The sequence below is a fragment of the Streptomyces sp. NPDC054975 genome, assembly GCF_053609105.1.
The window spans coordinates 89428-115885 of sequence record NZ_JBSGWV010000006.1 but is presented as its reverse complement, the minus strand read 5'-3'; the positions used below and the strand labels follow the sequence as shown (position 1 = coordinate 115885).

At 71.7% G+C, this 26458-nt stretch carries 29 protein-coding genes and 1 pseudogene; 16 read left to right on the top strand and 14 right to left on the bottom strand.

From position 1 onward, the window contains the following. Positions 1-219 precede the first annotated feature (219 nt). From ACWF79_RS09925 to ACWF79_RS09910, 4 genes are all read right to left on the bottom strand, one after another. A complete protein-coding gene (locus tag ACWF79_RS09925; RefSeq protein ID WP_453727555.1) occupies positions 220-522 on the bottom strand; it encodes a response regulator transcription factor in 303 nt (100 codons plus the stop codon). A 99-nt stretch (positions 523-621) separates the two neighbouring features. Then, positions 622-1200 (bottom strand): TetR/AcrR family transcriptional regulator, encoded by a 579-nt coding sequence (locus ACWF79_RS09920; RefSeq protein WP_453727554.1) that lies wholly within the window; start codon positions 1198-1200, stop codon positions 622-624. Between the two features lie 59 nt (positions 1201-1259). Continuing rightward, a complete protein-coding gene (locus ACWF79_RS09915; protein WP_453727553.1) occupies positions 1260-1691 on the bottom strand; it encodes a RidA family protein in 432 nt (143 codons plus the stop codon). Between the two features lie 63 nt (positions 1692-1754). Beyond that, positions 1755-2726 carry an alpha/beta hydrolase gene (locus tag ACWF79_RS09910; RefSeq protein WP_453727552.1) on the bottom strand — a complete coding sequence of 324 codons (972 nt, stop codon included), beginning with the start codon at positions 2724-2726 and terminating at the stop codon, positions 1755-1757. A gap of 145 nt (positions 2727-2871) precedes the next feature. On the opposite strand from ACWF79_RS09910, the gene ACWF79_RS09905 reads away from it, so the two are divergent. After that, positions 2872-4089 (top strand): helix-turn-helix domain-containing protein, encoded by a 1218-nt coding sequence (locus ACWF79_RS09905; protein WP_453727551.1) that lies wholly within the window; start codon positions 2872-2874, stop codon positions 4087-4089. Positions 4090-4231: 142 nt separating this feature from the next. After that, positions 4232-5467: a Cmx/CmrA family chloramphenicol efflux MFS transporter gene (locus tag ACWF79_RS09900; protein WP_453727550.1), complete on the top strand. Its 1236-nt coding sequence runs from the start codon at positions 4232-4234 to the stop codon at positions 5465-5467. 103 nt (positions 5468-5570) lie between these two features. Here ACWF79_RS09900 and ACWF79_RS09895 read toward each other — a convergent pair whose 3' ends face one another. Beyond that, entirely contained in the window at positions 5571-6332 is a 762-nt protein-coding gene (locus ACWF79_RS09895) for an SDR family NAD(P)-dependent oxidoreductase (RefSeq protein WP_453727549.1), read from the bottom strand. Between the two features lie 226 nt (positions 6333-6558). Between ACWF79_RS09895 and ACWF79_RS09890 the strand changes: the two genes are divergently transcribed. From ACWF79_RS09890 to ACWF79_RS09880, 3 genes are read left to right on the top strand one after another with little or no spacing between them, the layout of a single operon-like run. Next, positions 6559-7041 (top strand): cupin domain-containing protein, encoded by a 483-nt coding sequence (locus ACWF79_RS09890; protein ID WP_453727548.1) that lies wholly within the window; start codon positions 6559-6561, stop codon positions 7039-7041. Then, positions 7041-7838, top strand: coding sequence for an arylamine N-acetyltransferase family protein (locus ACWF79_RS09885; RefSeq protein WP_453727547.1), 798 nt, complete (start codon positions 7041-7043; stop codon positions 7836-7838). Before ACWF79_RS09890 ends, ACWF79_RS09885 begins: the two co-directional genes overlap by 1 nt. After that, positions 7838-8794: an amidohydrolase family protein gene (locus ACWF79_RS09880; RefSeq protein WP_453727546.1), complete on the top strand. Its 957-nt coding sequence runs from the start codon at positions 7838-7840 to the stop codon at positions 8792-8794. The genes ACWF79_RS09885 and ACWF79_RS09880 overlap by 1 nt, the downstream gene beginning before the upstream one ends. Positions 8795-8864: 70 nt before the next feature. Here the strand turns inward: ACWF79_RS09880 and ACWF79_RS09875 are convergent, their stop codons facing one another. Genes ACWF79_RS09875 through ACWF79_RS09860 form a run of 4 tightly spaced genes read right to left on the bottom strand, consistent with a single transcriptional unit; the run spans position 8865 to position 10826 of the window. Then, positions 8865-9521 carry a DsbA family oxidoreductase gene (locus tag ACWF79_RS09875; RefSeq protein ID WP_453727545.1) on the bottom strand — a complete coding sequence of 219 codons (657 nt, stop codon included), beginning with the start codon at positions 9519-9521 and terminating at the stop codon, positions 8865-8867. Then, positions 9518-9997: a nucleoside deaminase gene (locus ACWF79_RS09870; protein WP_453727544.1), complete on the bottom strand. Its 480-nt coding sequence runs from the start codon at positions 9995-9997 to the stop codon at positions 9518-9520. Before ACWF79_RS09870 ends, ACWF79_RS09875 begins: the two co-directional genes overlap by 4 nt. Before the next feature lie 14 nt (positions 9998-10011). Further along, entirely contained in the window at positions 10012-10329 is a 318-nt protein-coding gene (locus ACWF79_RS09865) for a DMT family transporter (RefSeq protein ID WP_260226197.1), read from the bottom strand. A gap of 56 nt (positions 10330-10385) precedes the next feature. Next, positions 10386-10826: a DMT family transporter gene (locus tag ACWF79_RS09860; RefSeq protein ID WP_453727543.1), complete on the bottom strand. Its 441-nt coding sequence runs from the start codon at positions 10824-10826 to the stop codon at positions 10386-10388. Positions 10827-10967: 141 nt separating this feature from the next. Here ACWF79_RS09860 and ACWF79_RS09855 point away from each other — a divergent pair, with 141 nt between their 5' ends. The 7 genes from ACWF79_RS09855 to ACWF79_RS09825 all read left to right on the top strand — a co-directional run bounded on the left by ACWF79_RS09855 (position 10968) and on the right by ACWF79_RS09825 (position 16632). Then, complete coding sequence (locus ACWF79_RS09855) at positions 10968-11411, top strand: MarR family winged helix-turn-helix transcriptional regulator (RefSeq protein WP_453727542.1); 444 nt, start codon at positions 10968-10970, stop codon at positions 11409-11411. 255 nt (positions 11412-11666) lie between these two features. Beyond that, the gene (locus ACWF79_RS09850) at positions 11667-13136 is read left to right on the top strand and encodes an AMP-binding protein (RefSeq protein WP_453727541.1); all 1470 of its coding nucleotides are present in this window, start codon (positions 11667-11669) and stop codon (positions 13134-13136) included. Continuing rightward, the gene (locus ACWF79_RS09845) at positions 13133-13408 is read left to right on the top strand and encodes a phosphopantetheine-binding protein (protein WP_453727540.1); all 276 of its coding nucleotides are present in this window, start codon (positions 13133-13135) and stop codon (positions 13406-13408) included. Before ACWF79_RS09850 ends, ACWF79_RS09845 begins: the two co-directional genes overlap by 4 nt. Before the next feature lie 60 nt (positions 13409-13468). Then, positions 13469-13843 carry an ectoine synthase gene (locus tag ACWF79_RS09840; RefSeq protein ID WP_453727539.1) on the top strand — a complete coding sequence of 125 codons (375 nt, stop codon included), beginning with the start codon at positions 13469-13471 and terminating at the stop codon, positions 13841-13843. Between the two features lie 108 nt (positions 13844-13951). Further along, the gene (locus ACWF79_RS09835) at positions 13952-15070 is read left to right on the top strand and encodes an acyl-CoA dehydrogenase family protein (protein ID WP_453727538.1); all 1119 of its coding nucleotides are present in this window, start codon (positions 13952-13954) and stop codon (positions 15068-15070) included. A gap of 39 nt (positions 15071-15109) precedes the next feature. Beyond that, entirely contained in the window at positions 15110-15787 is a 678-nt protein-coding gene (locus ACWF79_RS09830) for a transglutaminase-like domain-containing protein (protein WP_453727537.1), read from the top strand. 14 nt (positions 15788-15801) lie between these two features. Then, positions 15802-16632, top strand: a complete 831-nt coding sequence (locus tag ACWF79_RS09825; RefSeq protein WP_453727536.1) for a maleate cis-trans isomerase family protein — start codon at positions 15802-15804, stop codon at positions 16630-16632. Between the two features lie 67 nt (positions 16633-16699). Here the strand turns inward: ACWF79_RS09825 and ACWF79_RS09820 are convergent, their stop codons facing one another. Next, entirely contained in the window at positions 16700-17635 is a 936-nt protein-coding gene (locus tag ACWF79_RS09820) for a ScbA/BarX family gamma-butyrolactone biosynthesis protein (protein WP_453727535.1), read from the bottom strand. Between the two features lie 122 nt (positions 17636-17757). On the opposite strand from ACWF79_RS09820, the gene ACWF79_RS09815 reads away from it, so the two are divergent. After that, entirely contained in the window at positions 17758-18384 is a 627-nt protein-coding gene (locus tag ACWF79_RS09815) for a ScbR family autoregulator-binding transcription factor (RefSeq protein WP_453727534.1), read from the top strand. Continuing rightward, positions 18381-19352, top strand: coding sequence for an NAD-dependent epimerase/dehydratase family protein (locus ACWF79_RS09810; RefSeq protein ID WP_453727533.1), 972 nt, complete (start codon positions 18381-18383; stop codon positions 19350-19352). The genes ACWF79_RS09815 and ACWF79_RS09810 overlap by 4 nt, the downstream gene beginning before the upstream one ends. 19 nt (positions 19353-19371) lie before the next feature. On the opposite strand, the gene ACWF79_RS09805 is transcribed toward ACWF79_RS09810, so the two are convergent. Further along, the gene (locus ACWF79_RS09805; protein WP_453727532.1) at positions 19372-19821 is read right to left on the bottom strand and encodes an Lrp/AsnC family transcriptional regulator; all 450 of its coding nucleotides are present in this window, start codon (positions 19819-19821) and stop codon (positions 19372-19374) included. A 109-nt stretch (positions 19822-19930) separates the two neighbouring features. Between ACWF79_RS09805 and ACWF79_RS09800 the strand changes: the two genes are divergently transcribed. Further along, positions 19931-20890, top strand: coding sequence for an SMP-30/gluconolactonase/LRE family protein (locus ACWF79_RS09800; RefSeq protein WP_453727531.1), 960 nt, complete (start codon positions 19931-19933; stop codon positions 20888-20890). On the opposite strand, the gene ACWF79_RS09795 is transcribed toward ACWF79_RS09800, so the two are convergent. Together ACWF79_RS09795 and ACWF79_RS09790 are read right to left on the bottom strand one after the other, a co-directional pair. Continuing rightward, positions 20866-24468 (bottom strand): NB-ARC domain-containing protein, encoded by a 3603-nt coding sequence (locus ACWF79_RS09795; RefSeq protein ID WP_453727530.1) that lies wholly within the window; start codon positions 24466-24468, stop codon positions 20866-20868. The genes ACWF79_RS09800 and ACWF79_RS09795 overlap by 25 nt on opposite strands. Before the next feature lie 92 nt (positions 24469-24560). Continuing rightward, entirely contained in the window at positions 24561-25220 is a 660-nt protein-coding gene (locus tag ACWF79_RS09790; RefSeq protein WP_453727529.1) for a TetR/AcrR family transcriptional regulator, read from the bottom strand. Between the two features lie 97 nt (positions 25221-25317). On the opposite strand from ACWF79_RS09790, the gene ACWF79_RS09785 reads away from it, so the two are divergent. Beyond that, positions 25318-26289, top strand: a complete 972-nt coding sequence (locus ACWF79_RS09785; RefSeq protein WP_453727528.1) for an anthrone oxygenase family protein — start codon at positions 25318-25320, stop codon at positions 26287-26289. On the opposite strand, the pseudogene ACWF79_RS09780 reads toward ACWF79_RS09785, so the two are convergent. Beyond that, positions 26234-26437, bottom strand: a pseudogene (locus tag ACWF79_RS09780) (phosphotyrosine protein phosphatase); the annotation flags it as partial. The gene ACWF79_RS09785 and the pseudogene ACWF79_RS09780 overlap by 56 nt on opposite strands. Positions 26438-26458 lie beyond the last annotated feature (21 nt).

Sequence of the window (26458 nt, the reverse complement as noted above, 5' to 3'; positions counted from 1 at the left end):
GCGGGCGTGGAGGCGGGCGGATGGCACGGACGCGTGTGCGTCGACGTGTGGTCCCGCCCGGCGTCTTCCGTCCTGCGGCGGCGGCTCGGCTGGCAGCATCGGCATGCCGGAGCGTCGACGAGTGTGAGCGGCGCGGGCCTGTGCAAGGCGCGCCGATTCGAACGAAATCCACTATCACCAGGCCCACCACCGGGCCGCAACGATGGTCCGCCGAGTCCGTCAAGTGGCGCGGATACGGGATGAGCCGGCGCTCTCCTCGGGCTGTCCGAGCGGGCTCGCGTGGTCGTGGAAGACGGTCAGGCGGGCGAGCGCGACTCTGCTGGAGATGCCCAGTTTGATGAAGATGTGGCGCAGGTGACTGTCCACGGTGTGCGGTGAGACGACCAGGTGGGTGGCCACGGCGCGGTTGGTCAGCCCCTCGGACACCAGGCGGGCCACCCGCAGTTCGGCCGGGGTGAGGCTCGCCCAGCCGAGGACCTGTCCGGACGGGTGTTTCCGGTACGAAGCGTTGGCTGTATTCACGCGGCAGACCCTGGCGGGGCGTTCAGGGCGTCGCAACGGGGCCCGGTCCACTCTGTCATGTCGTCCGTCAGGTTCCCCGGGCTCCGGGGGCGGCGTCCACTACAGCGCGGAGAGTGCGCTTTCGACCACGCTGAGCAGGGCTTTCCGATCTTTCTGGACCCGGGCGAGAACGCGCAATCCGTAGTAAGTGCTGAGGATTTGGCGGGCGAGGGTCCTGGTGTCCCGATCGGCCGGGATCTCCCCGGACCGCTGGCCCCGCGCGATGGTCGCCGCCAGTGCCTCCTCCACGGTGGAGAAGTGCCGCAGGACCTCCTCCCGGACCGCGTCGTCCGAGCCGGCCTTCTCGACGGACGCGTTGATCGCGAAGCATCCGGAGCCTTCCGGGCCCGAGAGATCGTCGTCGATCGCGTGGACCATCAGGTCCCGGAGCCGGTCCTTGGCCGGTCCCGGCTTCTCCAGGAGTGCGGTCTGCTCGGCCGTGTGCGTCTCGTAGTAGCGGCGCAGGGCCCGCAGGTACAGCTCGTGCTTGTCGCCGAAGGCGTTGTACAGGCTCGACTGGCCCATGCCCGTCGAGTCGGCCAGGTCCCGGGTCGAGGTGGCCTCGTACCCGTGTCGCCAGAACGTGGTCATGGCGGCGGTGAGGGCGTGCGTCTCGTCGAACTTCCTTGGCCTGGCCATACCCGTATTCTAGAGGTTTTGGAGCGATCGCACTGAAATTCGTGGGCGGACGGTACGGATCATGACGTCACCGCGATCGCCTCGATCTCGATCAGCCACTGAGGGTCGGCGAGTGAGGAGACCTCGACGAAGGACTCGGCGAAGGTGCGCGGGGCGAAGTGCTCCGCCCGCACCCGAGCGAACGCGTCCTGATGCCGGGCGATGTCGGTGACGAACACGGTCGCCTTCACGACCTGGTCGAGGCCGGAGCCGGCGTTCTTCAGGACGAGCGCGAGATTGGCCAGAGCCTGGCGGGCCTGGGCCTCGAAGTCGTCCCCGCCGACGGTGGCGCCGTGCTCGTCGACCGGTGCCTGCCCCGAGGTGAAGACGAAGTTCCCGACGCGGACGCCGAGCGCGATACCGGCGGGCGCGTACCAGTCGGGGTCCGCGGTGACGCGGACGCGCCGGGGCGCGCCGGAGGCGTCGGACGCGCCGTGGGGAGCGTCGGTCATGGAGGTCCTCCTCGGGTGAGGAAAGCGGATGAACGGGATGAAAAGGCGAGCCGGGTGCGACCGTCAGCCGCCCAGCGCCTCGTGGACGGCGAGTACCAGCTCGTCGATCGAGCGCTGTCCGCTCTCCGTGCCGAACGAGTCGAAGATGTGGAACGCCCCGGCCCACTGGTGGAGCGTGACCGGTACGCCGGCCTCCAGGAGCCGCTGCCCGTAGCGCAGGCCCTCGTCGCGCAGCGGGTCGTACTCGGCCGTGACGATGTGCGTCGCCGGGAGTCCGCTCAGGTCGTCGGCGCGGCCCGGCGCCGCGTACGGCGAGGTCTCCCGCTGCTCGTGGCCCTCGCCGAGGTAGTGCCGCCACATCGAAACGGACTGCGGCGTCGACCAGACGGGGGTGTCGTGGAAGGCCCGCGCGGACGGGGTGTCCATCCGGTCGTCGGTCACCGGGAAGGTCAGCACCTGGAGGGCGAGTGCGGGGCCCTGGCGATCGCGTGCCATCAGGGCGACGGAGGCGGAGAGCGCCCCGCCCGCGCTGCAGCCCGCGACGCCCAGGCGCGCCGGGTCGACCCCGAGCTCCTCGGTGTGCGCGGCGAACCACTCCAGGGCCGCGTAACAGTCCTCGGCGCCCGCCGGGAAGGGGTTCTCGGGCGCCAGCCGGTACTCGACGCTGACCACGACGACGTTCGCGCGGGAGGAGAACCAGACGCACTGGTTGTGCTCGGTCTCCAGGCTGCCCATCACGAAGCCGCCGCCGTGGATCCACAGCAGGCCGCCGTGCGGGCCTTCGGTACGGGGGGTGTAGACGCGCACGGCGATGTCCGGGGCGCCCTGCGGCCCCGGTATGAGCCGCTCGGTGATCGTGATGGCACTGGTGTCGGCCGGCTCCCACTGGGCTTCGAGGTCCTTGAGGGTGCGGCGGGCGACACTCGGCTCGGCGACGTCGAGGTAGGGGATGTCGTCGACGAGAGGTGCCAGGTCGGGGCGGAGTCGCATGCGGGTGGGCGCGGGCGTGGCGGATCGGTGGGTCGCGTCACTCATGCGGTCATCGTCCCGTGCGGGCGGGGTCGTCCGCCGCCGCCGCCCGTCGCATGTTGGCGCCCCCGGAGCACCGATTGGTGCGTCGACCTGACGGAGTGTCGCGGCCGCCGGGATCGGGAGCGGGCCCCCGAACTAGCCTGCGCGGATGTACGGACTGACGTCTAGGGGGCCCCTGGGCCCCGCGCACCCGGCCTCCGAGGCGGAGACGGCGCCGGCTCTCCTCGCCCGTTTCGACGCGCTCTTCGGGAGCGTCGCGGACGCCGACGAACTGGTCCGCGCCGCCGCGCGGGTCGCGGGCTGCACCGCCGGGATGTCGGACCACGGCCGGGTGCTGCGTCGCTGCCCGGCGGGGGGCACGCCGGAGGCCGCCGGAGAGGTGGTGCCGTCGACACGGCGGCTGATCACCGTGGGCGGGCGCGCGGCGGGGGAGGTGTGGGTCGAACGCCCGGGTGAACCCCTGCCCTTCGACACCCTCCTGACCGAACGCATGGCCCTCGCGGCCGCCGCCCTGGTGGCCGGGGGCGGGGGAGTGGGCACGGCGGGTGGGCACGAGGGCCGGTCGCCCTCCCCGGACCGCCCGGCTGCCTCCGACCCGCGGGTCTGGTGGCCCGCCGGGCTCGGGGATCCGGCGCTGGTCCAGGCGGTCCTGTCCCCGTCGATGCCCGAGACGCAGCGCTCCCGCGCGTTGCACCTGCTCGGCCTGCCCCCGGTGGGTCCGATGCGGGCGGCCGCCGTGGTCGTGGCCGAACCGGCCGCTCTCCAGGGGGTGTTGCGTGCCTGCGCGGCCGAGTTGTACGCGCCGCCGTCGTCGCGTACGGGCGGCACGGCGCCGTACGGGGCCCTGTGGCCCAGGGTCGGCGCGCTCCTCCTGCCCGGCCCCGGCAGCGGCGGCACGCGCGGGTCCACGGCTGTGCCCCGGGGCGTGGCGGTCGGCGTCGGCCCGGCCGTCGCGCCGGAGCGGCTGCCGGAGTCCTGGGCGCGGGCCCGGCGCGCGGCCCGGTTCGCGGGCCTCGGCCCGACCTGGCCCCGCCTGGTGGACGCCGCCGAGCTGGGCGCGCAGATCCTCCTCGCCGACATCCCCGAGGACGCGGCGCTCACGCACCCCGACGTGACCGCGGTCGCCCGCCTGGAGGCCGAGCCGGAGGGCCCGCAGATGCTGGCGACCCTGGAGGCCGTCTGCCGGACCCGGTCGCTGCGCGAGGCGGCCAAGCTCCTCTCCCTGCACCACAGTTCGGTCGCCCACCGGGTCGCCCGGGCCGAGCGTGCCCTCGCGATGTCGCTGAGCGACCCCTCGGAGCGGCAGCGGGCCCACACCGCCGTACTCCTGTGGCGGCTGAACGCTCCCGACAACTGGCGCAACTGAGGCGCGCGTCCGGCGCGGGGCACTCCGTGGCGAGGTTTTGAAGCGAGCGCTCCAAAATGTGTTAGCGTCGCAGCGTGGTCGGTCGCACCGCTCGCGACCGGACCCCAACACCGGGCCGTACCCACGCTTTTGGAGGCACTCCATGCCCCTCGCCGTCTACATCCTCGGCTTGGGAATCTTCACCCAAGGCACATCGGAGTTCATGCTCTCCGGGCTGCTCCCCAACCTGGCCGACGACCTGGGTGTCTCCATCCCCGACGCCGGACTGCTGATCTCCGCGTTCGCCATCGGCATGGTCGTCGGCGCCCCGCTGCTCGCGGTCGCCACCCTGAAGTGGCCCCGCCGCACCGCCCTGGTCGCGCTCCAGGCCGTCTTCATCGCCGCGCACATCGTCGGCGCCCTGGCCCCCGGCTACGGCGTCCTGTTCGCCACCCGCGTCATCAGCGCCCTCGCCTACGCCGGCTTCTGGGGCGTGGCCGTGGCCACCGCCGTCGCGCTCGTCCCCGCGGGCGCCAAGGGCAAGGCCGTCGCCGTGGTCGCCAGTGGGCTGACCCTCGCGACCATCGTGGGCGTCCCCGCCGGCACGGTCCTCAGCCAGTTCGCCGGCTGGCGGGCCGCGTTCTGGGGCGTGGCCGTGCTCACCCTCGTGAGCCTCGCCTGCTCGGTGTTCGCCATCCCCGGCGGCAAGGGCTCCGGCGAGGAGACGCGTACCGTCCGCGCCGAACTGCGCGCCATGGCACGGCCGCAGCTGTGGCTCTCCTACGCCGTGACCGCCTTCTCCTTCGGCGCCGTCATCGTCACCTTCAGCTACCTCGCCTCGCTGCTCACCGACGTGACCGGCCTCGCCGAGGGCTGGGTGCCCGTCCTCCTCGCGCTCTTCGGCGTCGGCGGTCTGCTGGGCATGGTGATCGGCGGCCGGACCGCCGAGGCCTACCCGATCCGTACGCTGGCGCTCGGCACCGGCGTCCTCGCCGTGGCCTCCGCCCTGCTCGCCGTCCTGGCGGAGAACACGGTCGTCACCGTCGCCCTGATCTTCGTCCTCGGCCTCGCGGGCTACGTCACCAACCCGATCCTGCAGTCCCGGGTGTTCGTCGTGGCGCCCGGCGCGCCGACCCTGGTGGGCGCCACCAACACCTCCGCGTTCAACGTCGGCAACACCCTCGCCCCGGCCCTCGGCGGCCTGACCATCAGCGCCGGGTTCGGCTTCGAGTCGGTGGCCTGGGTCGGCGCCGCGCTTGCCGCCGCCGGTCTGCTCGGCACCCTGTGGGCGGGCCACCTCCAGTACCGGTCCCGGCCCGCGGCCGAGGGCGGCGTGGTCGCCTCCGGCGGGGCCGCCCCGCGCCAGGACGAGCGGCTGGACCAGGCCACCCGCGTGTGACTGATCCAAACGAAAGACCCTGGCCCCGCCCCAGAGAACGCCGTGCCCCGGTCCGCTGCCTCCCCCCTGCGGACCGGGGCACGGTTCTGCGTTCGGGTGCCTCTTAGGCCGTAATGCCGCCGTCGATCACCAGGTCGTGGCCGAGTGCGAAGCCCGACTCCTCCGACGCCAGGTACAGCACCGCCGCCGCGCCCTCCTCCACCGTGCCGATCCGGCCCACCGGGAACATGCCCTTGGCGCGCTCCACCCGCTCCTCGGGCGTCTCGTTCTCCAGCAGCGACATGGGCGTGTCCATGGAGGACGGGCTGAGGGTGTTCACCCGGATGCCGTCGGCCGCGTACTCCCGCGCCGCGCTGCGCCCGAGCGCGGCGATCGCCGCCTTGCTCGCCCCGTACGCGCCGGCCCCCGGAATCGTCAGGTGCGCGCCGACCACGGAACCCACGTTCACGATCGTGCCGCCGCCCTGCTCCCGCATCTGCCGGATCTCGTACTTCATCGACCGCCAGGTGCCCAGCAGATTGATCTCCAGGGTCCGCGTGAAGTCCGCCTCCGCGAGCTCCGCCAGACCGGCCGGCTCGGGCAGGTGGCCGGCGTTGTTGACCGCCACGTCCAGGCGGCCGTGGCGCTCGACGACCGTCCGTACCAGCGCCTCCACCTCCGCCTCGACGGCGATGTCGGCCGTGACGTGACCGGCCGCGCCGCCGTCCTTCTCGATCAGCCGGACCGTCTCGACCAGGCGGTCGGCGGTGCGTCCGGCCACCACCACGGTGGCGCCCTCGCGGCCGAAGGCCACCGCGGTGGCACGCCCGATCCCGGACCCGCCCCCGGTGACGAGCACCACCTTGCCGGTGAAGCGACCAGTCATGTCTCTCATCCCATCGTCGGTGCCTACGCGCAACCGCGCGTACGTACGTGCGCGCCCGCGCTCGTCACGCGCGCCGCGCACGCACCACGATGGCCGCGCGCGCCGCCGCGGCCATCACGTATTCACGGGAGTGACCAGCGAAAACCCCGTGAACACGGGATGCCTCCACGGCGGTTCGCCGGATGGAGTGGAGGGAGCACGCGCACGCCCGCGAGAAGGGAACACCTTGAGCTTCGAGGAATTCGAGGGCATCGTCTACATCCCGCCCAAGGCCGGACCGGCACGCTGGGTCTTCGGTGACCACTACACGATCAAGGCGGACAAGGCCAACACCCACGGCTCGCTCGGCCTCATCGAAGCCCTCGTGCCACCCGGCGGCGGGCCACCCCTCCACATCCACCACGACAGCGACGAGGCCTTCTACCTCATCGAGGGCGAGCTGGAGATCTCCAACGAGAAGACCAGCCAGGTCGTCGGCGCCGGCGCGTTCATCTTCGTCCCCAAGGGCAAGGTGCACGCGTTCAAGAACACCGGCGACGAGCCCTGCAAGATGCTCATCATCTTCACCCCGGCCGGCTTCGAGCGCTTCTTCACCGAACTCGGAGTGGCCGCCGAGGACGGCGTCCCCGCGCCCGACGCGGAGCAGTACGCCGCCGACGTCGAGAAGGCCCAGAGCATCGTCGCCCGCTACGCCGCGGAGTACGTCTGATGCTCGACACGACGACCGTGGACGCCTACCTCCGGCGGATCGGCGCGAAGCGCCCCGAACGCCTCGACGGCCAGGCACTGGCCCACCTGCACGAACGGCACGTGCTCAGCGTCCCGTTCGAGAACATCGACTTCGCCTTCGGCCGGCCGAGCCTGCCCATCGGACTCGGCGAACCCGCCCTGGAGAAGATCATCGGGCGCGGGCGCGGCGGCTGCTGCTACGAACTCAACGGCGCCTTCTTCACCCTGCTGCGCTCCCTCGGCTTCGACGTGGAGCCGCTGGGCGGCCGGGTCCTGGAGGACGGCGTGTTCGGCCCGCTCCTCGGCCACCTGTGCCTGCGCGTACGGACCGAGGACAGCGCGGACCCGTGGCTGGCCGACGTCGGCTACGGGCACGCCTTCCGCTTCCCGCTGCGCCTGCGCGCGGACGGCCCCCAGCGGGACCCGCAGGGCACCTTCGAACTCGTCGAGGCCCCGAAGGGCGACCTGGACCTGTACCGCGACGGCGAGCTGCAGTACCGCGTCGAGCCGCGCGCCCGCGAACTGGAGGACTTCGCCCCCACCCTGTGGTGGTTCCGCAGCGCGGACGGATCGCCGTTCCTGGCCCGCCAGGTCTGCTCCATGCCCACGCCCGACGGGCGGGTCACCCTCGCCGGCCGGACCCTGACCCGCACCGAGAACGGTGTCAGGACCAAGGAGGAGCTGGCCGACGACGCCGCCGTCCACGCCGCCTACCGCACGTGGTTCGGCATCGAACTCGACGTACTGCCCGACAGCCAGACCGACGGAGAACACTGATGCAGCACGACACCGGCCTCATCGACGTCCACCACCACGCGATCCCCCCGGCCTACCGCGCGGCGCTCGGCGACAAGGTCGCCATCCCCGGCGTCGACTACCCGACCTGGAGCCCCGAGGAGTCCCTGGAGGTGATGGACCGGCATGGCATCGCCGCCTCGGTCCTCTCCGTCACCGCTCCGGGCGTCACCTTCGCCCAGGGCGCCGAGAGCAGCCGTCTGGCCCGTGAGGTCAACGAGTACTACGCCACTCTCATCGCCGAACACCCCACCCGCTTCGGCGCGTTCGCGATCCTTCCGCTGCCCGACGTCGCCGCCGCCAAGGACGAGCTGACGTACGCGATCGACGAACTCGGTCTCGACGGCGTCGGCCTGCTCACCAGCTACGGCAACCGGTACCTCGGTGACCCGGAGTTCGAGCCGCTGCTCGCCGAGATCGCCGACCGCGGCCTGCCGGTCCACGTCCACCCCGGCACCCCGCCGGCCAAGGACGTGGCCACCTTCGACCTGCCGCCGTCGCTCTACGACTTCACCTTCGAGACCACGCGCACGGTCGTCGACCTGCTCTTCAGCGGCACACTGGAGCGGCTGCCGCACCTGAAGCTGATCGTCTCGCACGCGGGCGGCACGCTGCCGTTCCTGGCGCAGCGGCTCACCTACGGGCCGACGATCGGGAAGTACCTGACCGAGCGGGCGCCCAAGGACGTCGTCGGGGCGCTGCGCGGGCTCCACTACGACATCGCGATGTCCGCCAACCGCTTCGCGCTGCCCGCGCTCACCGAACTGGCCGCGCCGGACAAGATCCTCTTCGGCAGCGACTTCCCGTTCATGCCGGCCTCCCACACGACGGAGAACGTCGAGGGCTTCCGTACGTACGCGGGCTGGAACGCCGAGCAGCGCACGGCCATCGGCCGCACCAACGCGCTGAACCTCTTCCCGCGCCTCGCCGGGCAGTAGTCGCGCCGGGCGCGCGAAGGAGCCGGACACCTCGGGGGAGGTGTCCGGCTCCTTCGTCCGTACGGGGCGGTCAGCAGACGCCGTCGACACCGCACGCGGCACCGGACGACTCCTCCGCCCGGTCCTGCTGTCGTGCCTGGGCGTCCAGGATCGCCTTGCGCAGCAGGGGTACCGAGGGCACGCCCTCCATGCGGATGTCGCCGACGAGGAACGTCGGGGCGACCTGCACCCGGTGGGCGGCGGCCTCCCTGATCGCGTCCCTGTGCCGCTCGGTGTACGTGCCCTTCTCCAGGGCCGTACGGAACTCCTCCTGGTCGAGGCCCAGTTCACCGGCGAGTTCGGTGAGGACCTCGATCTGCCCGAGGTCCAGGTCCTCCTGGAAGAAGGCGCGGAACATCCGCCGCGTGTACGCGTCGCCCTTGCCCTGGTCCTGCGCGTACTGGAAGCCCTCGAACGCGAGCCGGGTGTACGGCTGCGGGGAGACGGTCGGCAGCGTGATGTCCACGCCCATCCGCCGGGCCATCGGGTAGACGGACCGCTTCCAGATCTCGGGCAGGTACGGGTCCTCCGGGCGGAGCGTGGGCTGCGGGTGGGCCCGCAGCTCGAACGGCTTCCACTCGATCTCCACGTCCAGGTCCGCGGTGGCCTCCTCCAGCGGTCCCTCGGCGAGCATGCAGAAGGGACACACGTAGTCGGACCAGATCTGGATCTTCACCGGCTCGGTCATCGGACCCCGCCTCTCTGCACGGTCAGGAACTCCTGGAACGGCACCTCGTGGCCCTCGACGGGGGCGTGCGTGACCCGGATCGGCCACTCGGTGGGATCGGTCGCGAAGATCGCGTACGAGCTGCCGTAGTCGAAGCCGTACGCGCCGGCGGTCTTCCGGTCGGCCGCGAAGACGATGTGCCCGACGCCGAAGTAGCGCGCCACCATGTAGCACATGGCGCAGGGTTCGCCGGAGGCGATCAGGGTGGAGCCGGCGACGGCGAACACACCGGCCCGCCTCGCCGCCTCGCGCAGCGCGACGACTTCCGCGTGCGCGCTGGCGTCGTGGTCCTCCCTGACCCGGTTGAACCCGGTGCCGAGGACCTGGTCGTCCTGGACGACGATCCCCGAGAAGGGGATGCCGCCCTTGGCCACGTGCTCCCGGCTGATCCGTACGGCCTCCCGTACGTGGGGGAGCAGGGCGTCGATGTCGCTCATGGCGTGCGCGCCGATCAGACGGCGGTCAGGCGGAGCAGGACGGCGCCGCCGATGATGGACGCGAAGGAGAGGAGGCGGGCGAGCGTGATCTTCTCCTTGAAGATGATCGCGCCGCAGATGACGGTGCCGACGCCGCCGATGCCGGTCCAGATCGTGTAGCCGACCGAGACGTCGAGCTCCCGCAGGGCCAGGGAGAGGGTGTAGATGCCGCCGGCCGCGGCGAGCAGCGTGAGCACGGAGGGCCACAGGCGGGTGAACCCCTTGGTGGCGTTGGTACCGAGCGCGAAGAGGACTTCGAAGACGATGGCGATGCCGAGGTAGACCCAGGTCATGGTGGTGACTCGTTTCGGGATGGTGGGGACGGAGCGGGCGTCTGAGGAAGGCCGGGTCAGCCGACGGGCTGCGCGGCGGGGGTGCTCGGGGCCGCCTCGGCGGCCGCGGCCTGCTTCTTCGCGGCCACGTTGTCGGAGATCCGCAGGCCGAGGGCGCCGCCGATGATCAGGATGAAGGCGAGCACCTTCCAGACCGTCATCTGCTCGTCGTAGATCAGGGTGCCGAAGACGACGGTGCCGACAGCGCCGATACCGGCCCAGACGGTGTAACCGACGCCGACGTCGACGGTTTTCAGGGCCATGGAGAGGGTGAAGATTCCGCACGAGGCGGCGGCGACGGTGAGCAGGGACGGGCCGAGCTTGGTGAACCCGTCGGTGGCCTCGGTCGAGAGCGCGAACGTGATCTCGAAGAGGGACGAGAACAGGAGCCAGGCCCAACCGACGTTGGCGCTCTGCGGCTTCGCCTGGGGCTGTGTCTGCGGGGAGGGGGACGTCATGGAACTCACTCTCCAGGAAGTTGTTTGTCCGTGCAAGTTCTTAGGGGGCGCAGTCGGTCGGTGACTGACGGACGCGGCGACCATGAGGTTGCATGAGCATGTACTCTGTTGTCAACGTCTCGATGAAAGGTGCGTCACCTTATGGTCGCTACCCACACCGCGTCGTCCGACCAGGTGGTCTGGAGTCGTCTCCTGGTTCTGCATTCCCGCGTGGAGCGGGAGCTGGCGCAGGCGCTCCAGCGACGCCATGGGATCGGCCTGTCGGAGTACCGGGCACTCGAATCGCTGACGCACGCCGAGGACAGCGAACTGCGCATGCAGGACCTGGCCGAACAGGTCGGTCTCGGCCAGTCGTCGGTGACGCGCCTGGTCGCGCGCCTCGAAGTGGCCGGATTCGCCTTCAAGGACCTGTGCCCGTCGGACAAGCGCGGGGTCTACGCGGTGATCACCGACGAGGGTCGCGAACGGGTCGCGGCCGCCCGTGCGACGTACGCGGACGTCCTCTCCTCGGCGCTCAACGCCCTGACCGCCGACCCCGAATACGCCTCCACGGTCCAGTCGCTGCGCGCCGCCGGCGTCGCCTGAGCCGCCCGCCCGCACGGCCGGACCCCACCGACGCACAGAGTCGGTTCGGCACCTTCCCGCACCCCTGACGCGCTGTCAATCGCGAACTCTCGGCATAGCGCGCCAGGGGTGCTTTCGTTGCATGATCAAGCGTAACGAGAACGCGGTTCCCGCTTCTCCCGTCATCCATGTCGTCGCGATCTCCTCGCCAGACGATTGCATGACGATGCAACTACTTGATCACAACGTCTCGAACGACTCGGGGGAGAGTCCGCCGTGCCATCGACACACCTCGCCGCATCCATCGACGTCCACAGCCGGGAACGCCCCGGCCGGGTCGCCCTCGCGTACGACCGGCGCAGCGTCACCTACGAACAGCTGGGCGCCGCCACCCAGGCGCTGCGCGCCCAGGTGGACCGGCTGGTGCTGCCGGCCGGCAGCACCGTCTGCGTCCCCGCCCACAAGACACCGGAGACGATCGCCCTGCTGCTGGCGGTCTTCCACGAGGGCCTGATCGCCCTCGCACCCTCTCCGGACCTGGGCATCTCCGCCCGCACCCGGCTGGCCCAGCAGGCCCGCGCGACCCACACCCTCACCGTCGCCGCCGACGGAACCCTGACCGCCGAGGCGGTGCAGGCCAACGCGGTGGAGGCCGAGGGGTTCGACCGGGCGGACGCCACCCGCACCCGCCTCCTGCTCACCACCTCGGGCTCCACCGGCACCCCGAAGATCGTGCCGATCCCCACCGACGGCTTCGACGCCTTCGCCGACTGGGCCACGGCCGAGTTCGCGCTCACCGGGGACGACGTGGCGCTCTCCTACGCCCCGCTCAACTTCGACCTCGCCCTGCTCGACGTCTGGACCTTCCTGCGCCTGGGCGCCCAGGTCGTCCTCGTCGAGAAGGACCGGGCCACCGAAGGCCCGCACCTGCAGGGCCTGGTGGCCGGCCGTGGCGTCACGTTCGTCCAGGGCGTGCCCATGCTCCACCGCCTCCTGGTGCGCGACGCGCCGGAGTTCCCAACCGTCCGCGCCCTGATCACCACGGGCGACGCCCTCGCGCCGGAGCTGCTGGCGCCGATGGCCCGGACGTTCCCGAACGCCCGGTTCCACAACATCTTCGGCTGCACGGAGACGAACGACTCCTTCCTCCACGCCATCGACCCGCACACCGCCGAGGCCCCGCCGATCGGCCGCCCCCTCGCCGGGGTGCGCGCCCTCGTGGTCGACGCCGGCGGGCAGGTCGTCACCGGAGCCGGAACCGGCGAACTCCTCGTCTCCACACCGTTCCAGACCGCCGGATACCTCAGGTCCGCCCTGAACGAGCAGGCGTTCACCGTCCGGGACGGCCAGGTGTACTACCGCACCGGCGACATCGTCTCCCGTACGGACGACGGCCTGTTCACCCTCGAAGGCCGCGCCGACTGGCAGGTCAAGGTGCGCGGTGTACGCACCAACCTCCAGGAGGTCGAGACCGTCGTCGCCTCCCACCCGGACGTCGCCGAGGCCGTCGTCGTGGCCCTGCCCGACGAGCAGACCGGCGTCCGACTGCACGCGCACGTGACCCGGCACGCCGCCACCGCGCTGACCGGTCTGCGGCTGCGGACCCACGTCAGCAAGCACCTTCCGCGCCACGCCATCCCGTCCTCGGTGCACGTCACGGAGAACCCGATTCCCCGTACGTCGACGGGCAAGCCCGACCGGAACCTCATCAGGAACAACCGCATGAAGGAGAACGAGACCGCATGAGCGAGACCGGCGCGACCCACGTGACCGCGGAGATCCGCGAGTACCTCGTCACTGAGTTCCTGGCGGGCGAGGACTCCTCGGACCTCACCGACGACTACGACCTGCTCGACTCCGGTGTGATCGACAGCCTCGGCCTCGTCCGGATGATCTCCCACATCGCGAGCCGCTACGGCGTCCCCATGGACGACATCGAGTTCGGTCCCGACGACTTCCGCACCCTCGCCGCGATCACCCGCCTCGTCCGGGAGAACGCGCCCGCCACGGCGGCCTGACACCACCGCGTCACGCACCGCACCACGGACCACCACCACCACACCTGAGGGAGTACCCGCATGTTCACCCGCAGCGTCGACGACGTCGTCCCCGTCCAGTGGGGCAACGGAACCAGCCACCGTCTCCTCACCAAGGCCGACGGCATGGGCTTCGCCGTGGCCGTGACGCTCGTCCGCCAGGGCACCACCAGCGCTCTGCAGTACCGCGACCACCTGGAGGCCTGCTACTGCGTCGCCGGCTCCGGTGAGGTCGTGGAGAAGGACGGCACCCGGCACAAGATCATGCCCGGTGTCATCTACGCCCTGGACCAGCACGACCCGCACTACCTGATCGCGTCGGACTACGAGGACCTGCACCTCATATCGGTCTTCAACCCGCCGATCGTCGGCACCGAGAAGCACACCCTGTCGGCCGACGGCTTCTCCCAGTACTGAGCCACCCCGCCCCGCGGACGGCACGCGCCCGCCCGCGCGCCGCGCGACGTGGCCGCGCGTGCCGTCCGCGGGGCATCTCTTCCCCCCCGACGTGACAAGGACCAGGCTGTGACCGACGACCTCTTCCACCTCGCCACCCCGTGGGCCGACAAACTCAACGCCGACCTCGGCGCACTCGACAGGGACGGGACGTTCCCGTCCGGCAAGTGGCCCGCCGTCCAGGACTCCGGGATCCTGCGGACCCCCTTCCACCCCGACTACGGCGGCCACGGCCGGTCCCTGACCGAGACCATGCGCGTGCTGGAAGGCCTCGGTCACACCTCCCACGACGCCGGCCTGTCCTTCTCCACGTCCACCCAGATCGTCTCCGTGGGCATCCCGCTCCAGCAGTTCGGCAGCGAGGAGCTCAAGCGCCGCCACCTCCCCCGGATCATGGCCGGTGACGTGATCACCGCGCACGCCATCACCGAGGAGTCCGGCGGCTCGGACGCGATGAACTCCACCACGACGGCGGTCCGCGACGGCGACCACTACGTCGTCGACGGCAGCAAGATGTTCATCACCAACGCCCCCGTCGCCGGCCTGTTCCTGCTGTACGTGCGCACCGGCGCGCCGGGCCCGTTCGGTCTGACGACCCTGCTCGTCGAGGCCGGTACGCCCGGACTGACCGTCGGCCCCGCCATGGACAAGATCGGCCTGCGCACCAGCCCGATCGGCACGCTCACCTTCGACGGGCTGCGCGTCCCGGTGTCCCAGCGGGTCGGCCGGGAGGGCTCCGGCTTCCGCGTCCTGGACTACGTCATGAAGCGCGAGGTGCTCTTCGCCTTCTCGATCACGCTCGGCGAGATGACGCGCCGACTCGCGGACACGATCCGGTTCGCCAAGTCCCGTACGCAGTTCGGCCAGACCATCGGCTCCTACCAGGCCGTCTCCCACAAGATCGCGGACATGAACATCAGTCTGGAGACGGCACGCAAGTGGCTGCGTGACACCGGCGCCAAGGTGGAAGCGGGCCAGGACGCCGCGATCGACCTGGCCGCCACGAAGACCGTCGTCTCCGAGGCCAATCTGAAGATGGCGCTCGACGCCGTCCAGATCCACGGCGGTCGCGGCGTGCTCACCAGCCACGGCGTCGAACGCGAACTGCGCGACTCCGTCGCCGGAACCATCTACTCCGGCACGAGCGAGATCCAGCGCAACCGCATCGCCGCCCTCCTCGGCCTCTGACCGCCGACGACCTTCGACCCCAAGGGATTGACGACTGTGATGACCCTCGACCTGTACGACCGGCTGACCCAGCCCACCGACTTCCTCGACTACGAGACCGATGCCGTCCAGAGCTTCATCGACGACGTGGTCAAGGACCGGGCGAGCGACAAGCGCACCATGGCCATCGAGCTCTACTACGCCGTCCGCGACGGCGTCTTCTACGAGGTCTACGGCGCGGACCTCTCCCCCGAGGGGCTGAAGGCCTCCCGTACCGCCACCACCAAGTCCGGCTTCTGCCTGCACAAGTCGGCCCTCTACGCCGCCGCCGTCCGGGCCCTGGGCATCCCCTCCAAGGTGGTCTACGGCGATGTCCGCAACCACCTCGCCTCGCCCCGGCTGATCGAGCACATCGGCGGCGACGTCTTCTTCCACGGCCTGACCCAGGTCTATCTGGACGGCAAGTGGGTCAAGGCCACGCCGGTCTTCAACAAGATGCTCTGCAAGCTCTACGGCATGGAGGCCCTGGAGTTCGACGGCCTCTCCGACAGCCTCTACCACCCGTACGAGGGCGGCGCCGGCTCCATGGAGTTCCTCGTCGACCACGGCGCCTTCGACGACGTCCCGTACGACTTCGTCATCGGCTCGATGCGCGCCCGGCACCCCAAGTTCCTCAGCGACACCGACTCCGGCACGAGCACCGTGGCCGGCGGCCGGCTGGCCGACGAAGCGAAGTAAGGAGAGTCACGCCCATGACCCAGCTCACCGAGGCCGCCCGGACCGCCACGCCCACCGACGGGTGGGACGCCGCCATCCGTATCGGCGTCGTCGTCCCGCACGCCGACGTCGGCCCGGAGGCCGAACTCCAGGCGATGGCCCCCGCGTCGGTCTCGATCCACGGCTCGCGCGTCCACTTCGGCGCGATGCGCGCGGGCGGGGAGATGGACGAGAAGATCCCGCACGACCCGGTCCGCGCGTTCGTCGAACCGCCTTTCCTGGACCAGGCCGTCGAGCAGCTCGCCGCCTCGCCCCTGCACGCGCTCACCCTCGGCTTCACCTCCTCCAGCTACGTACTGAAGGCGGCGGGGGAGCGGGAGCTGTACGAGCGGCTGCGGCCGGTCACCCGCGAGCTGCCGATCACCGGCACGACCAAGGCCGCCCGGGCCGCCTTCACCGCGCTCGGCGCCCGCCGGATCGCCCTGGTCAACCCGCCGTGGTTCGACGACCGGCTCTCCGGCCAAGGGGCGGACTACTTCCGCGAGTTCGGCTTCGACGTGGTCCACCACGGGCCGTGCGGGCTGCCCTCGAACCAGAAGGCGATCACGCCCCAGAACCTCTCCGAGTGGCTCCGTACCACCGTCGCCTCCCACAAGCCGGACGCCGTCCTGGTGGCGGGCAACGGCATCCGCGCGGTCGGCACCATCAAGCCGCTGGAGGAGGAGCTCGGCTTCCACGTGGTGACCGCGAACCAGGCGATCTTCTGGCACGCCCTGCACCTGGCCGGCGCGACCGCCATCAGCGAGGGCGTCACCGAGTACGGCGGCCTCTTCGCCACCCGCCCGGGGCCGGCGGACGAGGGCTGAGCACGCGCGTGAGCCCGGACGGCGGAAAGCCGCCCGGGCTCGCGGTGTGTTCGCGCGCGGGGTCCGCTCAGAGAGCGGCGGGCACCTCGTGCAGCGCGACGACCGAAAGGAAGATCTCCTCGCCGTTCTGCTCCGCCGTGACCAGCACGCGCGGCCGCCCCTTCGGGTCGTCCGGCAGGGCCTTGGCGGTGATCCAGCACGGCGCGTCCAGCTCGGCGTACCGGCTGAAGGCGCTGTGCATGCCGGCGACGAGGGTCTGCCGCGGATGGCACGCCGCCTGCGCCGCCTGGCGCGCGGCTTCGAGGAGCAGCATGCCCGGGGCGTGGTCGACGGGGTGGTCGAAGAGGACGGGATGCGAGGTGTCCGTCCGCAGCTGCCAGCGGAGGGGGACGTCGGTGCAGGAGAGCACGACGTCCTGGAAACGGGTCCGGCCCGTCTCGTGCGTGGGCGACGGCGGCGGCAGCGGCAGGACGCGCGCGTTCACGGCCGCGATGTCGGCGTAGGGCCCGCGCAGCCGCTCGTAGACCGCCCGGTCCTGGATGGTGAAACGGGTCCGCGCGGTGGCCAGTCGGCGGCCCGCGCGGGTGGCCTCGACGGAGAGCGTGACGGCGGTCGCCCGCTCCTTGCGGTACTTCACGTCCGAGGCGGTGATGTGCAGGTCGACGAGGGCGTCCTCGCCGTCGGCCCACAGCGCGTCCGCGTCGATGTCCCAGCCGAAGTCCTTCCAGAGCAGCTGGTGTCCGAACGGGACGTCGTACGCGGCGTGGGAGAGCATCGGGAGGGTCTGGCGCACCGTCTCCGCCAGGAACAGGGGATCGTGCCTGCCGTGCCGGGCCAGGTAGAAGGTGTGCTCGCGCGGCCAGCGCGCGGTGACGGTGAAGGTGTCGTCCCCGGTGCGGCACCAGCTCCGAAGGAGCACTTCGGCCGGATTCGTCTTGTGGGTGTACGACATGGGCACAGGTCCGGTGGTCGTCCGGTCCGGCGCGAGGTCTATCGGAGGCACAACAGTTCTCCCCTGACTGTTTCACGATATTCGCGGGTCGGAACACTGGTGTGCCGACTGTCCGCTCACATAAGATAGTGGTCACTCTTTTTCTTTGTCGATGTATTCGGGGTAACGGGCCAGTGGCGGAACACAGACAGGAACGGGCCGTCCGCACACGGGAGTTGGTGCTCCGAGCTGCGGCGGAGGTGTTCGACGAGGCCGGCTACCTCGGTGCGAGCATCACCAAGATCCTCGATCGGGCGGGCGTCACGGCGGGCGCCGTGTACTTCCATTTCCGGTCGAAGGAGGGGCTGGCCCGCGCGGTCATCCTGGAGCAGGCCGCCGACCTGAAGTTCCCGGAGGGGGAGGGCGGCCTCCAGCAACTCCTGGACATGACCGGTTACCTCGCGGTGGAGATGCAGCACAACACCCTGCTGCGGGCCGGTGTCCGGCTGGCGGTCGAGCAGGGTGTGGTCGGCAAGCAGGAGTACTCGATCTACGAGTGGTGGGCCGACCACTTCCACCAGGAGTTCGTCCGGGCGCGGCAGATGGGCCAGTTGCTCGACGGCGTGGACGAGGCCGCCTTCTCGCAGCTCCTCGTCGCCGCGTACACCGGTACGCAGGTCATGTCCCAACTCTCCACCGGCCGCGCCGACCTGCCCCGGCGGATCCGCGACATGTGGCGCTGCCTGCTGCCCGCGCTGGCCCCGGCCGACGTCATCGCCGGCCTGCGCATCCCCGCCGACGACACCGTGGGCGCCGCGTGAGCGCACTGCGCGTCGTCCTGACGGGGGCGACGGGCTTCGTCGGCTCCCGCGTCCTGCGCGCACTGGCGGCGGCGGCCCGCGACTCCGGCCGCGCGATCTCGGTCCAGGCACTCGGCCGCTCGGCGCCCGCACCCGACGCCGAACGGGCGTGGGCGCCGCTGGGCGTGACGTGGACGCCCGTGGATCTGACGGACCGCGCGTCGCTGCGGAAGGCGACGGGCGGGGCGGACGTCCTGATCCACCTCGCCTCACGCATCTCCGGCGACGAGGTCCAGTGCGCGGCGGTCAACGTCGAGGGCACGAGCGCGCTGGTCGACGAGGCCGTCCGCCGGGGCGTGGACCGTATCGTCCACCTCTCCACGGCCGCGGTCTACGGACCGGGCCCGCACCGCGGGATCGCCGTCGACGAGATCACCCCCGCCCCCGTCTCACCCGCCAGCCGCACCCGACTGGCCGGCGAGGCCCCGGTCCTCGCGGCGGGCGGAACGGTCCTGCGCCCCGGCCTCGTCCTCGGCGCGGGCGACCGCTGGGTGGTACCCGCCCTGGCGGAGCTCGTCGCACGCGTCCCGGCCCGCTGGGACGGCGGCCGAGGCCTGCTCTCCCTGGTGGACGTCGACGACCTGGCCCGCCTGATCGCCACCCTGGCGACGTCTGCGGACGCACCCCCGTCCGGCGTGCACCACGCCAGCCACCCGCGCCCGGTGAGCAACGGCGCCCTGATGACGGAACTGGCGACCCTGGGGATCCTCCCGGCACCGGAGGAGGACTGGCCCTGGGACACCTGCGTGGCCCACCTCCACGCCACGCCCGGCCGCATGAGCGAGCGTCAGTTCTCGCTCCTGGCCCAGGACCACTGGTACGCCAGCGAGACCATCTGGCAGACGACGCCCTGCCCCCCGGGCCCCGGCCCCCTCACCCGCCTGGCCGCGGCGGCCCCGTGGTACCGCGCACACCTGGCGGACCGCTAGGTACGCGCGGGATTCCGCCTCACTCCTCGCCGGTCAAGGGCGAGACGGGCCTCTCGAAGAAGGTCTCCAGGACCACGGTGGCCTGGGTCCCGCTGACGCCGTCGATCGCGTAGATGCGCCGCAGCACGTCCTGGAGCTGCTCGGTGGTCGCGGTCCTCACCTTCACCAGTACGGAAGCGCTCCCGGCGACGATGTGCGCCTCCAGGACCTCGGGCAGCGCGGCGAACCGGGACGCGCTCTCGCCCATCCAGGCGTTCGAGTCGACCATCACATAGGCGAGCACCCCGCCGCCCACGGCCGCGGGGTCCACCTCGACCGCCGTACGCCGGATGGCACCGCGCTCCCGCAGCTTGCGCACGCGTTCATGGGCGGCCCCGGCGGAGAGACCGACGGCCTGGCCGAGGGCGGCGTAGGACTGGGTGGCGTCCTGCTGGAGCTGTGTCAACAGCAGGCGATCGATGCGGTCCACGGAACTCCGTTCGGCAATCCCTTGCATTTATAGAACAAGATCCTACAGGCTTTGGTCAGCGCCAAACCTCATTCAATGCCTGCCTCAACCCGCGGAGGGCCGACCCACCATGCTGTACGAGATGTTCGACGAGCGGTTCCGCACGGGTCGGTGCATGAACGGTGACGCGGGGCTGGAAGTCCTGTACTCCGGCTGCCGTTGGGCCGAGGGTCCGGTCTATCTGCCCGCCTGGCGCCAGTTGGTCTGGAGCGACATCCCCAACGACCGGATGCTGCGCTGGGACGAGGAGACCGGCGCGGTCGCCGTCTTCCGTCGCGACGCCGGGCACACCAACGGCAACACCCTGGACCGTGAGGGCCGCCTGATCACCTGTGAGCAGGGCAACCGTCGGGTGACCCGTACCGAGCACGACGGGACGATCACCGTGCTGGCCGACCGCTGGCAGGGCAAGCGTCTGAACAGCCCCAACGACGCGACGGTGAAGTCGGACGGCTCGATCTGGTTCTCGGACCCGGACTTCGGCATCACCAGCGACTACGAGGGCTACCGCGCGGAGAGCGAGATCGGCGCCAACAACGTGTACCGGATCGACCCCGACACGGGCACGGTCCACCTGGTCGCCGACGGCTTCGGCGCCCCGAACGGCCTGGTCTTCTCGGCGGACGAGCGGCAGCTGTACGTGTCCGACACCCGGGCCGGCCGCGTCCGGGTCTTCGACGTACGCGACGACAACACGCTCTCGGACGGCGACACCTTCGCGGAGGCGGGCGCCCGCGAGGGCGCCCGCTTCGACAACCTCCGCTTCGACGAGTCCGGTCGCCTCTGGGTGGCCGCGATGAACGACGGCGTCCACTGTTACGACCCCGACGGCACCCTGCTCGGCCGACTGAACATCCCCGAGGCGGTCGCCAACATCTCCTGGGGCGGCGTGAAGCGCAACCGCCTCTTCATCACCGCCGAGACCACCCTCTACTCGCTGGTCATGGCCGTCACCGGCACCCACCCCACGGGCCCCGGCCGCCGGCCGTGGCTGGGAGAGCAGGGTCAGGTCGCGGTCCGGAAGAGGTAGACGTACAGGCCGCGGTCGCCGCCCACGGCGAGGGCCTTGCTGTCCGGACGCCAGGCGCAGGAGCGCAGGGTGCCCTCGGTGCGCTGGGCGGCCACCACGTCTCCACGGGCGCGGTCCCACACCCGTACCGTGGCGTCCTCGCCCGCCGTGGCGATCCAGCGCCCGTCCGGGGAGGCGGCCACCGCGTGCAGGGGGCTGGTGTTGCCGGTGCGCAGGCCCCGGTAGTCACCGGTCCGCGGGTTCCACAGGCGGAGGGTCCCGTCCTCGCCCGCGCCGAAGAGCCAGCGCCCGTCCGGCGAGACCGCGAGCGCCTGCACCGAACCGTACCCGCCGGTCAACTGGGCCGTGGGGGTCCGGGTGACGAGGTCCCAGACGGTGATGAGGCCGCCCCTCATCGCGCTCGCCAGCCAGGTCCCGTCCGGTGAGACCGCGATCGTTGTCAAGAGCCTGGGTCGGTCCGGGGTCAGCTCGGCCCGCGGCAATCCCGACCAGGGGTCCCAGAGCCGCACCGCGCCGTCATCGCCCGCGCTGGCCAGCCACGAGCCGTCCGGTGCGGCCGCCAGCGCGTGGCCGGGGTATCCGGGGTGCGGGTCCCTGATGGACCTGTCGGAGTGGGAGGCGACGTCCCACACCACGATCGCGCCGGAACGGCCCGTGCTTGCGATCCAGCGGCCGTCGGGAGAGAGGGCCAGCTGCTGGTCGGGGCTGTCGAACCAGTTCCCCGAGCGGTCGAACGTGCGCGAGGTGGCGCCGTCCTCCGCGCCGTGGAGCCGCACGATGCCGTCTTGGCCCACTGCGGCCACGTGCGACCCGTCCGGTGTGAACGCGACGGCTGCCACGGCTGCCGCCGGCCGGGCCTCGACGTCGACCGGTGCCACGGGACGCTCGTGCGGGGCCTCCCACAGTCGTGCCACGCCGTCGGAACCGACCGTCGCCAGCAAGGAGCCGTCCCTCGCGATGACGAGGTCGTCGATGGAGCCCGTGTGCCCCGTGAGTACCGCGCGGCGGCGCCCGTCGGACAGGTCGTACACGTGCACGAACCCGTCCTCGCCGCCTACGGCACACCACGTGCCACAGGGTGCGACGGCCAGCGCCGTGACGGTGCTGGGGTTGCCGGCGACGAGCGTGGAGGACCGCTCGGGCCGCACCGGCGAGCGGTCGGTGAGGTCCCACCGGCGGACGTCCTTCCCGGCCGCGGTGACGAGACAGTCCCCACCTGGGGAGAAGGCCACGGCGCAGGCGGCGCGTTCGTCGGTGTACGTCTGCGCTGCTGTGACGGGGGCTGTGACGTCCCACAGTTGGCCGTGTCCGGGCCCGGCGGTCGCCAGGTGACGGCCGTCGGGCGCGACGGCCAGCGGCCGTCGAGCTGCCTCGTCCCACAGCGGGTCCCGGCGGAGGGGCCTGGGGAGCGGCGGGCGACCATCAGGACTCATGGGCAGCGGCAGTCGTTCCGGCACGCTGATGACGTAGCCCGGTTCCCGGCCCAGGACCGAGGCGGACGAGCCGTCGGTGAGGTGCACGTACCCCAGGTGGTCCGCCACCGCGTACCAACTCCCGTCCGGCGCGGTCGCCACGTCCCGCACATCGTTGACGGTGGTGAACAGGGTCTCGGTCGGGCCTCCGCCGAGCGGATCGACCCGCAGGACGGTACGGCCGACCCCGACGATCAGTGAACCGCCGTCAGGGCCCGGGGTGATCGCCCGGACCCGTTCCGTACCGGCCCGCACACGTGCGAGTACGGCGCCCGTCCGGGTGTCGTGGACCACCACTTCCCCGCCGGCGTCACCGGTGGCGATCCACGACCCGTCCGGTCCGAGTGCCACGGACAGCACCGCGCCTCCCGGGGCGGTGAGCATGCGCAGGAGTGCGGGGTGCGGTCGGTCGGGGAGCGGCCAGTGGTTGGCCAGCAGAGGCCTGAGCGCCGGGTTCCCGGCCTGGCGGACAGCGATCTGACGGTCCCAGTGCGGGAGTTCGGCCAGCCGGCTGTGCAGGACGGCGGTCAGCAGCCTGCCCGACTCCATGGGGGCGAGCAGGTGGGCCACCCGGGCGAGGTCCCGGGCCAGGACGGACGCGGTGGCCGTGGGTATGCGGGCGAGGTCGCTCAACGGGGCGGTGGGGCCGCGCTGATGGAGACGTGCCTCGACCCAGCGGATGTCGCCCGCCATGTGTTCGGCTCGACGTATCTGCCCGGCGGCCAGCAGGTGTTCGACGGTGTGGTCCAGGAGGTAGCCCTCGCGGACCGCGAGCCAGTCGGCCGGGAGGGCCGCGTCCACCAGAACGGCGTTCAGACGTCGCAGCTCGGTGGGGTCCAACTGGCCGCGCAGGTAGTCGCGGAGTACGTCATGGAGGGTGATCCGCCCGCCGTTCTCCGGGCCGAGGGTGATCAGGGAGAGCCGGTCCAGCTGGGCACAGAGGTCGCGTGCCTGCGGCTCGGTGAGGCCGCCCGTGGCCTGCCACAGCTGTACGACGAGCGGCACGGGGATGGACTCGTCCTCCACGAACACGGCAAGCTCGGCCAGACGTCGGTCGCCGCCCGCCGGGAGGAGGCCGGTGCCCGCCTCGATGGTCGCCCGGACGGCGCGGGCGCGGCGGGCGGGATCGTCCAGGTCGAAGGGCAGGGGCGGGGCTTCCCCACCGGCCGGGCCCCGCGTACGCAACCCCTCCAGAGCGCCCTGCGCGGCCGCCGCCGGATCGGCTCCGGTGGCCACCTGGCGGGCGATGAGACGGTTCGTCAGCCGGAGCAGCAGCGCCCACCGTCCGGTGGCCCGCAGCAGACCGGACACGGTCTCGTCCGGCAGCTCGGGCAGCTCCCAGGTGAGGACTGCCCGGGCCTGCTCGGGGGACATCTCGTCCACCCGGAGCCGTTCCGCGCCTTCGGGCAGGACCGCCGGCACGCGGGTGGTCACCAGCCGCACGCAGTTCCCGCCGCCCCGCAGGAACGGGGCCAGCTGCTCCGGCTCCCACACGTCGTCCAGTACGAGCAGGGTCCGCGGCCGCTGTTCCAGGAGCCGCCCGAGGTGGTCACCGGCCCGGTCGGGATCCTCGAAGGCGGTGGTGTCACCGGTGATGAAGGCCGTCGCCTCCGCCACCTTGGCCGCGATGGCCGGCCTGCCCCGTACGTCACGCCCGATGGTGATCGTGTAGACCCGTCCCCTGAACCGGCGCCGCACGCGCCGGTGCGCGCAGACGAGCGTGGCGAGGGTGGTCTTGCCGAAGCCGCCCGCGCCTTCCAGAGCGGTGGTGATGCCCACCGCCTCGGCCTTACGTCCGCACACGGCGGCCACGGCCTGGCGGATCTCCGCACGGTCCACCACCCAGGCGGGTACGGCGGGCGCGCCGGGCGGGGGTGGGTCCTGGGCGGACACCGACGGGCCACCGTTGAGCAGAGCCGCGGTGACGGCCAACGCCACCGCCCCGGCCCCGAGTCCGCCCACCCAGGGCCAGGGGCCGGCTCGGACGGCATCGAGGACGCCCGGCCAACGGTCGTCCGCGGTCGCGGCGTTGGCGGCGAGCGAGGCCAACACGGCGACCGCCGCCGCCAACGCCGCCGCCAGGCATATCGCGACCGGTCTCACCACGCGCCGCACGGCCCACCCCCTGCCGCTCCAGGTTCCACGCCGGCCGATCATGCCGTACGGGCTCCGCCATCGTGGCATGGTTCGCCGGAGATCTACTCCTGGTCCGCCCGGTGCGCCGCCGCATCCGCTTCGGACGTGGGGGTGCGGAGTCCGACCCCGAGAAGGGCAAGTGTGGCGGCCCGCAGCCATGTTGCCGCCTCGTCCACCGACAGCCGGCGCGCCCCGACCTCGTCGCCCGCCGCGTGGCCGAGGGCGGTGACCGCGGCCACCAGCCAGGTGGACGGTGGTGCGGGGTCGAACTCGCCCGACGCCTGACCCTGCTCGATCAGCCGGGCGAGCCGGGCCGCGACGGGCTCGTGCCGGGCAGGGGCTGCGGCGGCGCCGGCGCGGGTGCCGCCGAGCTGGAGCAGGACCGGGTTCTGTTCGAACAGCCGCCAGCCGATGTCCTGGAGTTGCAGCAGCTGGTCCAGGGCGGGACCGCCGTTCGCCTCCGCCTCGTCCATCGCGGCCATGGCCTGGTCCGTGATCCGGTCGGCGACCGCGTCCAGCAGTGCGTCACGGGTGCCGAAGTGCGCGTACACGGTCTGGCGGGTGACGCCGGCCGCGGCGGCGATGGCGGCCATTCCGGCGTCGGGTCGTTCTGCCAGCAGTCGGACCGCGGCGTCCAGTACCGCGACCCTGCTGCGCTCGGCGTCGGCGCGACGGCGGGGCCGCCCTCGCGGGGCATCGCCCGGAGCCTGGAATGCAGACAACTCTTACACCCTTGTCAGAAATGGACGAGGTCGCTATATCTTACATACGCGTAAGAGATCGCTGCGGGTTGCAGCGCGGCCCACGCACGGCAGGAGCATGGTGAACCCTCTCCACACGAAACCTCCCCGGCAGTTCGTCGCCGACTTCTTCACGACCTTCACCGACGCCGTGGTCCACGGCGCGGAGGACGACTCCGGTCTGATGTCCCGCTACTACACCCGTGACGTCGTGCAGGTCTCCGACGGCGTACCACTCGACTGGGACCGCCTCCAGGCTCACCTCCGCCCGGTCCGCAGGAACCTGCGCGAGTTCCGGTTCGAGGTGCACGAGGCGTTCGTGGACGGCTGCCGGATCGCCACCCGTTTCACGATCCACGCGCGGATGCGCAAGGGCGGACCGGTGTCCACGCGCGTCCACATGTTCGCCGAATTCACCCCCGACGGCCTGCTGCGACGAGCCGAGCAGCTCACGTGGACCGTCACCGGCGAATCGGAGGCGGGGGGGGTGATCCGCATGCGTGTCCGGCTCGTCCAGGGGCTCGCCCTGCTGTCCACCGGCGCCCTCGCCGGCGCGTTCGGCTACGGAGCGGCCAACCTCGTCCCCACCTTCAACGCCGTACCGCTCGACATGCGGCTGTCCTTCCATGCCCAGCTGATGCAGATGAACGGCATCACCATGCAGGGCGCCATGGGCCTGTCGGCGCTCAGTGCCTTCGCGCTCGCCGTCCTGACGCGCGGCGCCTCACGGCGGCTGGCCGCAGGAGCCGGGCTCCTCGCCGTGGCCTCCTTCCTGATCACCCGTCTCGGCAACGTCCCCATCAACGGCCGTATCAAGCAGTGGGCGGCCACCTCGGCACCCGCCGATCACGCCGAGATCCTGGCTCGCTGGGAGGCGTTCAACTACGCGCGTACGGCCGCCGCGTTCGCCGCTTTCGCGCTGCTGATCCTTGTCGCCCTGCGCCGAAGCCCCTCGGGCCGCGAGCCGAACGACACCCTCGGCCAGGCCGCGGAGCTCACGCCTCCCGCCGGGCGTCGATCTCGGCGATCAGGGCTTCGATACGGCTCTTGATCTCGTCGCGGATGGGGCGGACGGACTCGACGCCCTTGCCCGCCGGGTCTTCGAGGGCCCAGTCGAGGTACTTCTGCCCGGGGAAGATCGGGCAGGCGTCGCCGCAGCCCATGGTGATGACGTAGTCGGACGCCTGGACGGCCTCGGTGAGCGCGCGCTCACGCCGACA

Bases quoted from the DNA above. Each gene is read 5' to 3' on its own strand.
- ACWF79_RS09920 (WP_453727554.1), bottom strand. From the start codon at position 1,200: ATGGCCAGGCCAAGGAAGTTCGACGAGACGCACGCCCTCACCGCCGCC.
- ACWF79_RS09915 (WP_453727553.1), bottom strand. From the start codon at position 1,691: ATGACCGACGCTCCCCACGGCGCGTCCGACGCCTCCGGCGCGCCCCGG.
- ACWF79_RS09910 (WP_453727552.1), bottom strand. From the start codon at position 2,726: ATGAGTGACGCGACCCACCGATCCGCCACGCCCGCGCCCACCCGCATG.
- ACWF79_RS09905 (WP_453727551.1), top strand. From the start codon at position 2,872: ATGTACGGACTGACGTCTAGGGGGCCCCTGGGCCCCGCGCACCCGGCC.
- ACWF79_RS09900 (WP_453727550.1), top strand. From the start codon at position 4,232: ATGCCCCTCGCCGTCTACATCCTCGGCTTGGGAATCTTCACCCAAGGC.
- ACWF79_RS09895 (WP_453727549.1), bottom strand. From the start codon at position 6,332: ATGACTGGTCGCTTCACCGGCAAGGTGGTGCTCGTCACCGGGGGCGGG.
- ACWF79_RS09885 (WP_453727547.1), top strand. From the start codon at position 7,041: ATGCTCGACACGACGACCGTGGACGCCTACCTCCGGCGGATCGGCGCG.
- ACWF79_RS09880 (WP_453727546.1), top strand. From the start codon at position 7,838: ATGCAGCACGACACCGGCCTCATCGACGTCCACCACCACGCGATCCCC.
- ACWF79_RS09875 (WP_453727545.1), bottom strand. From the start codon at position 9,521: ATGACCGAGCCGGTGAAGATCCAGATCTGGTCCGACTACGTGTGTCCC.
- ACWF79_RS09870 (WP_453727544.1), bottom strand. From the start codon at position 9,997: ATGAGCGACATCGACGCCCTGCTCCCCCACGTACGGGAGGCCGTACGG.
- ACWF79_RS09865 (WP_260226197.1), bottom strand. From the start codon at position 10,329: ATGACCTGGGTCTACCTCGGCATCGCCATCGTCTTCGAAGTCCTCTTC.
- ACWF79_RS09860 (WP_453727543.1), bottom strand. From the start codon at position 10,826: ATGACGTCCCCCTCCCCGCAGACACAGCCCCAGGCGAAGCCGCAGAGC.
- ACWF79_RS09855 (WP_453727542.1), top strand. From the start codon at position 10,968: ATGGTCGCTACCCACACCGCGTCGTCCGACCAGGTGGTCTGGAGTCGT.
- ACWF79_RS09845 (WP_453727540.1), top strand. From the start codon at position 13,133: ATGAGCGAGACCGGCGCGACCCACGTGACCGCGGAGATCCGCGAGTAC.
- ACWF79_RS09840 (WP_453727539.1), top strand. From the start codon at position 13,469: ATGTTCACCCGCAGCGTCGACGACGTCGTCCCCGTCCAGTGGGGCAAC.
- ACWF79_RS09830 (WP_453727537.1), top strand. From the start codon at position 15,110: ATGACCCTCGACCTGTACGACCGGCTGACCCAGCCCACCGACTTCCTC.
- ACWF79_RS09825 (WP_453727536.1), top strand. From the start codon at position 15,802: ATGACCCAGCTCACCGAGGCCGCCCGGACCGCCACGCCCACCGACGGG.
- ACWF79_RS09800 (WP_453727531.1), top strand. From the start codon at position 19,931: ATGCTGTACGAGATGTTCGACGAGCGGTTCCGCACGGGTCGGTGCATG.
- ACWF79_RS09785 (WP_453727528.1), top strand. From the start codon at position 25,318: ATGGTGAACCCTCTCCACACGAAACCTCCCCGGCAGTTCGTCGCCGAC.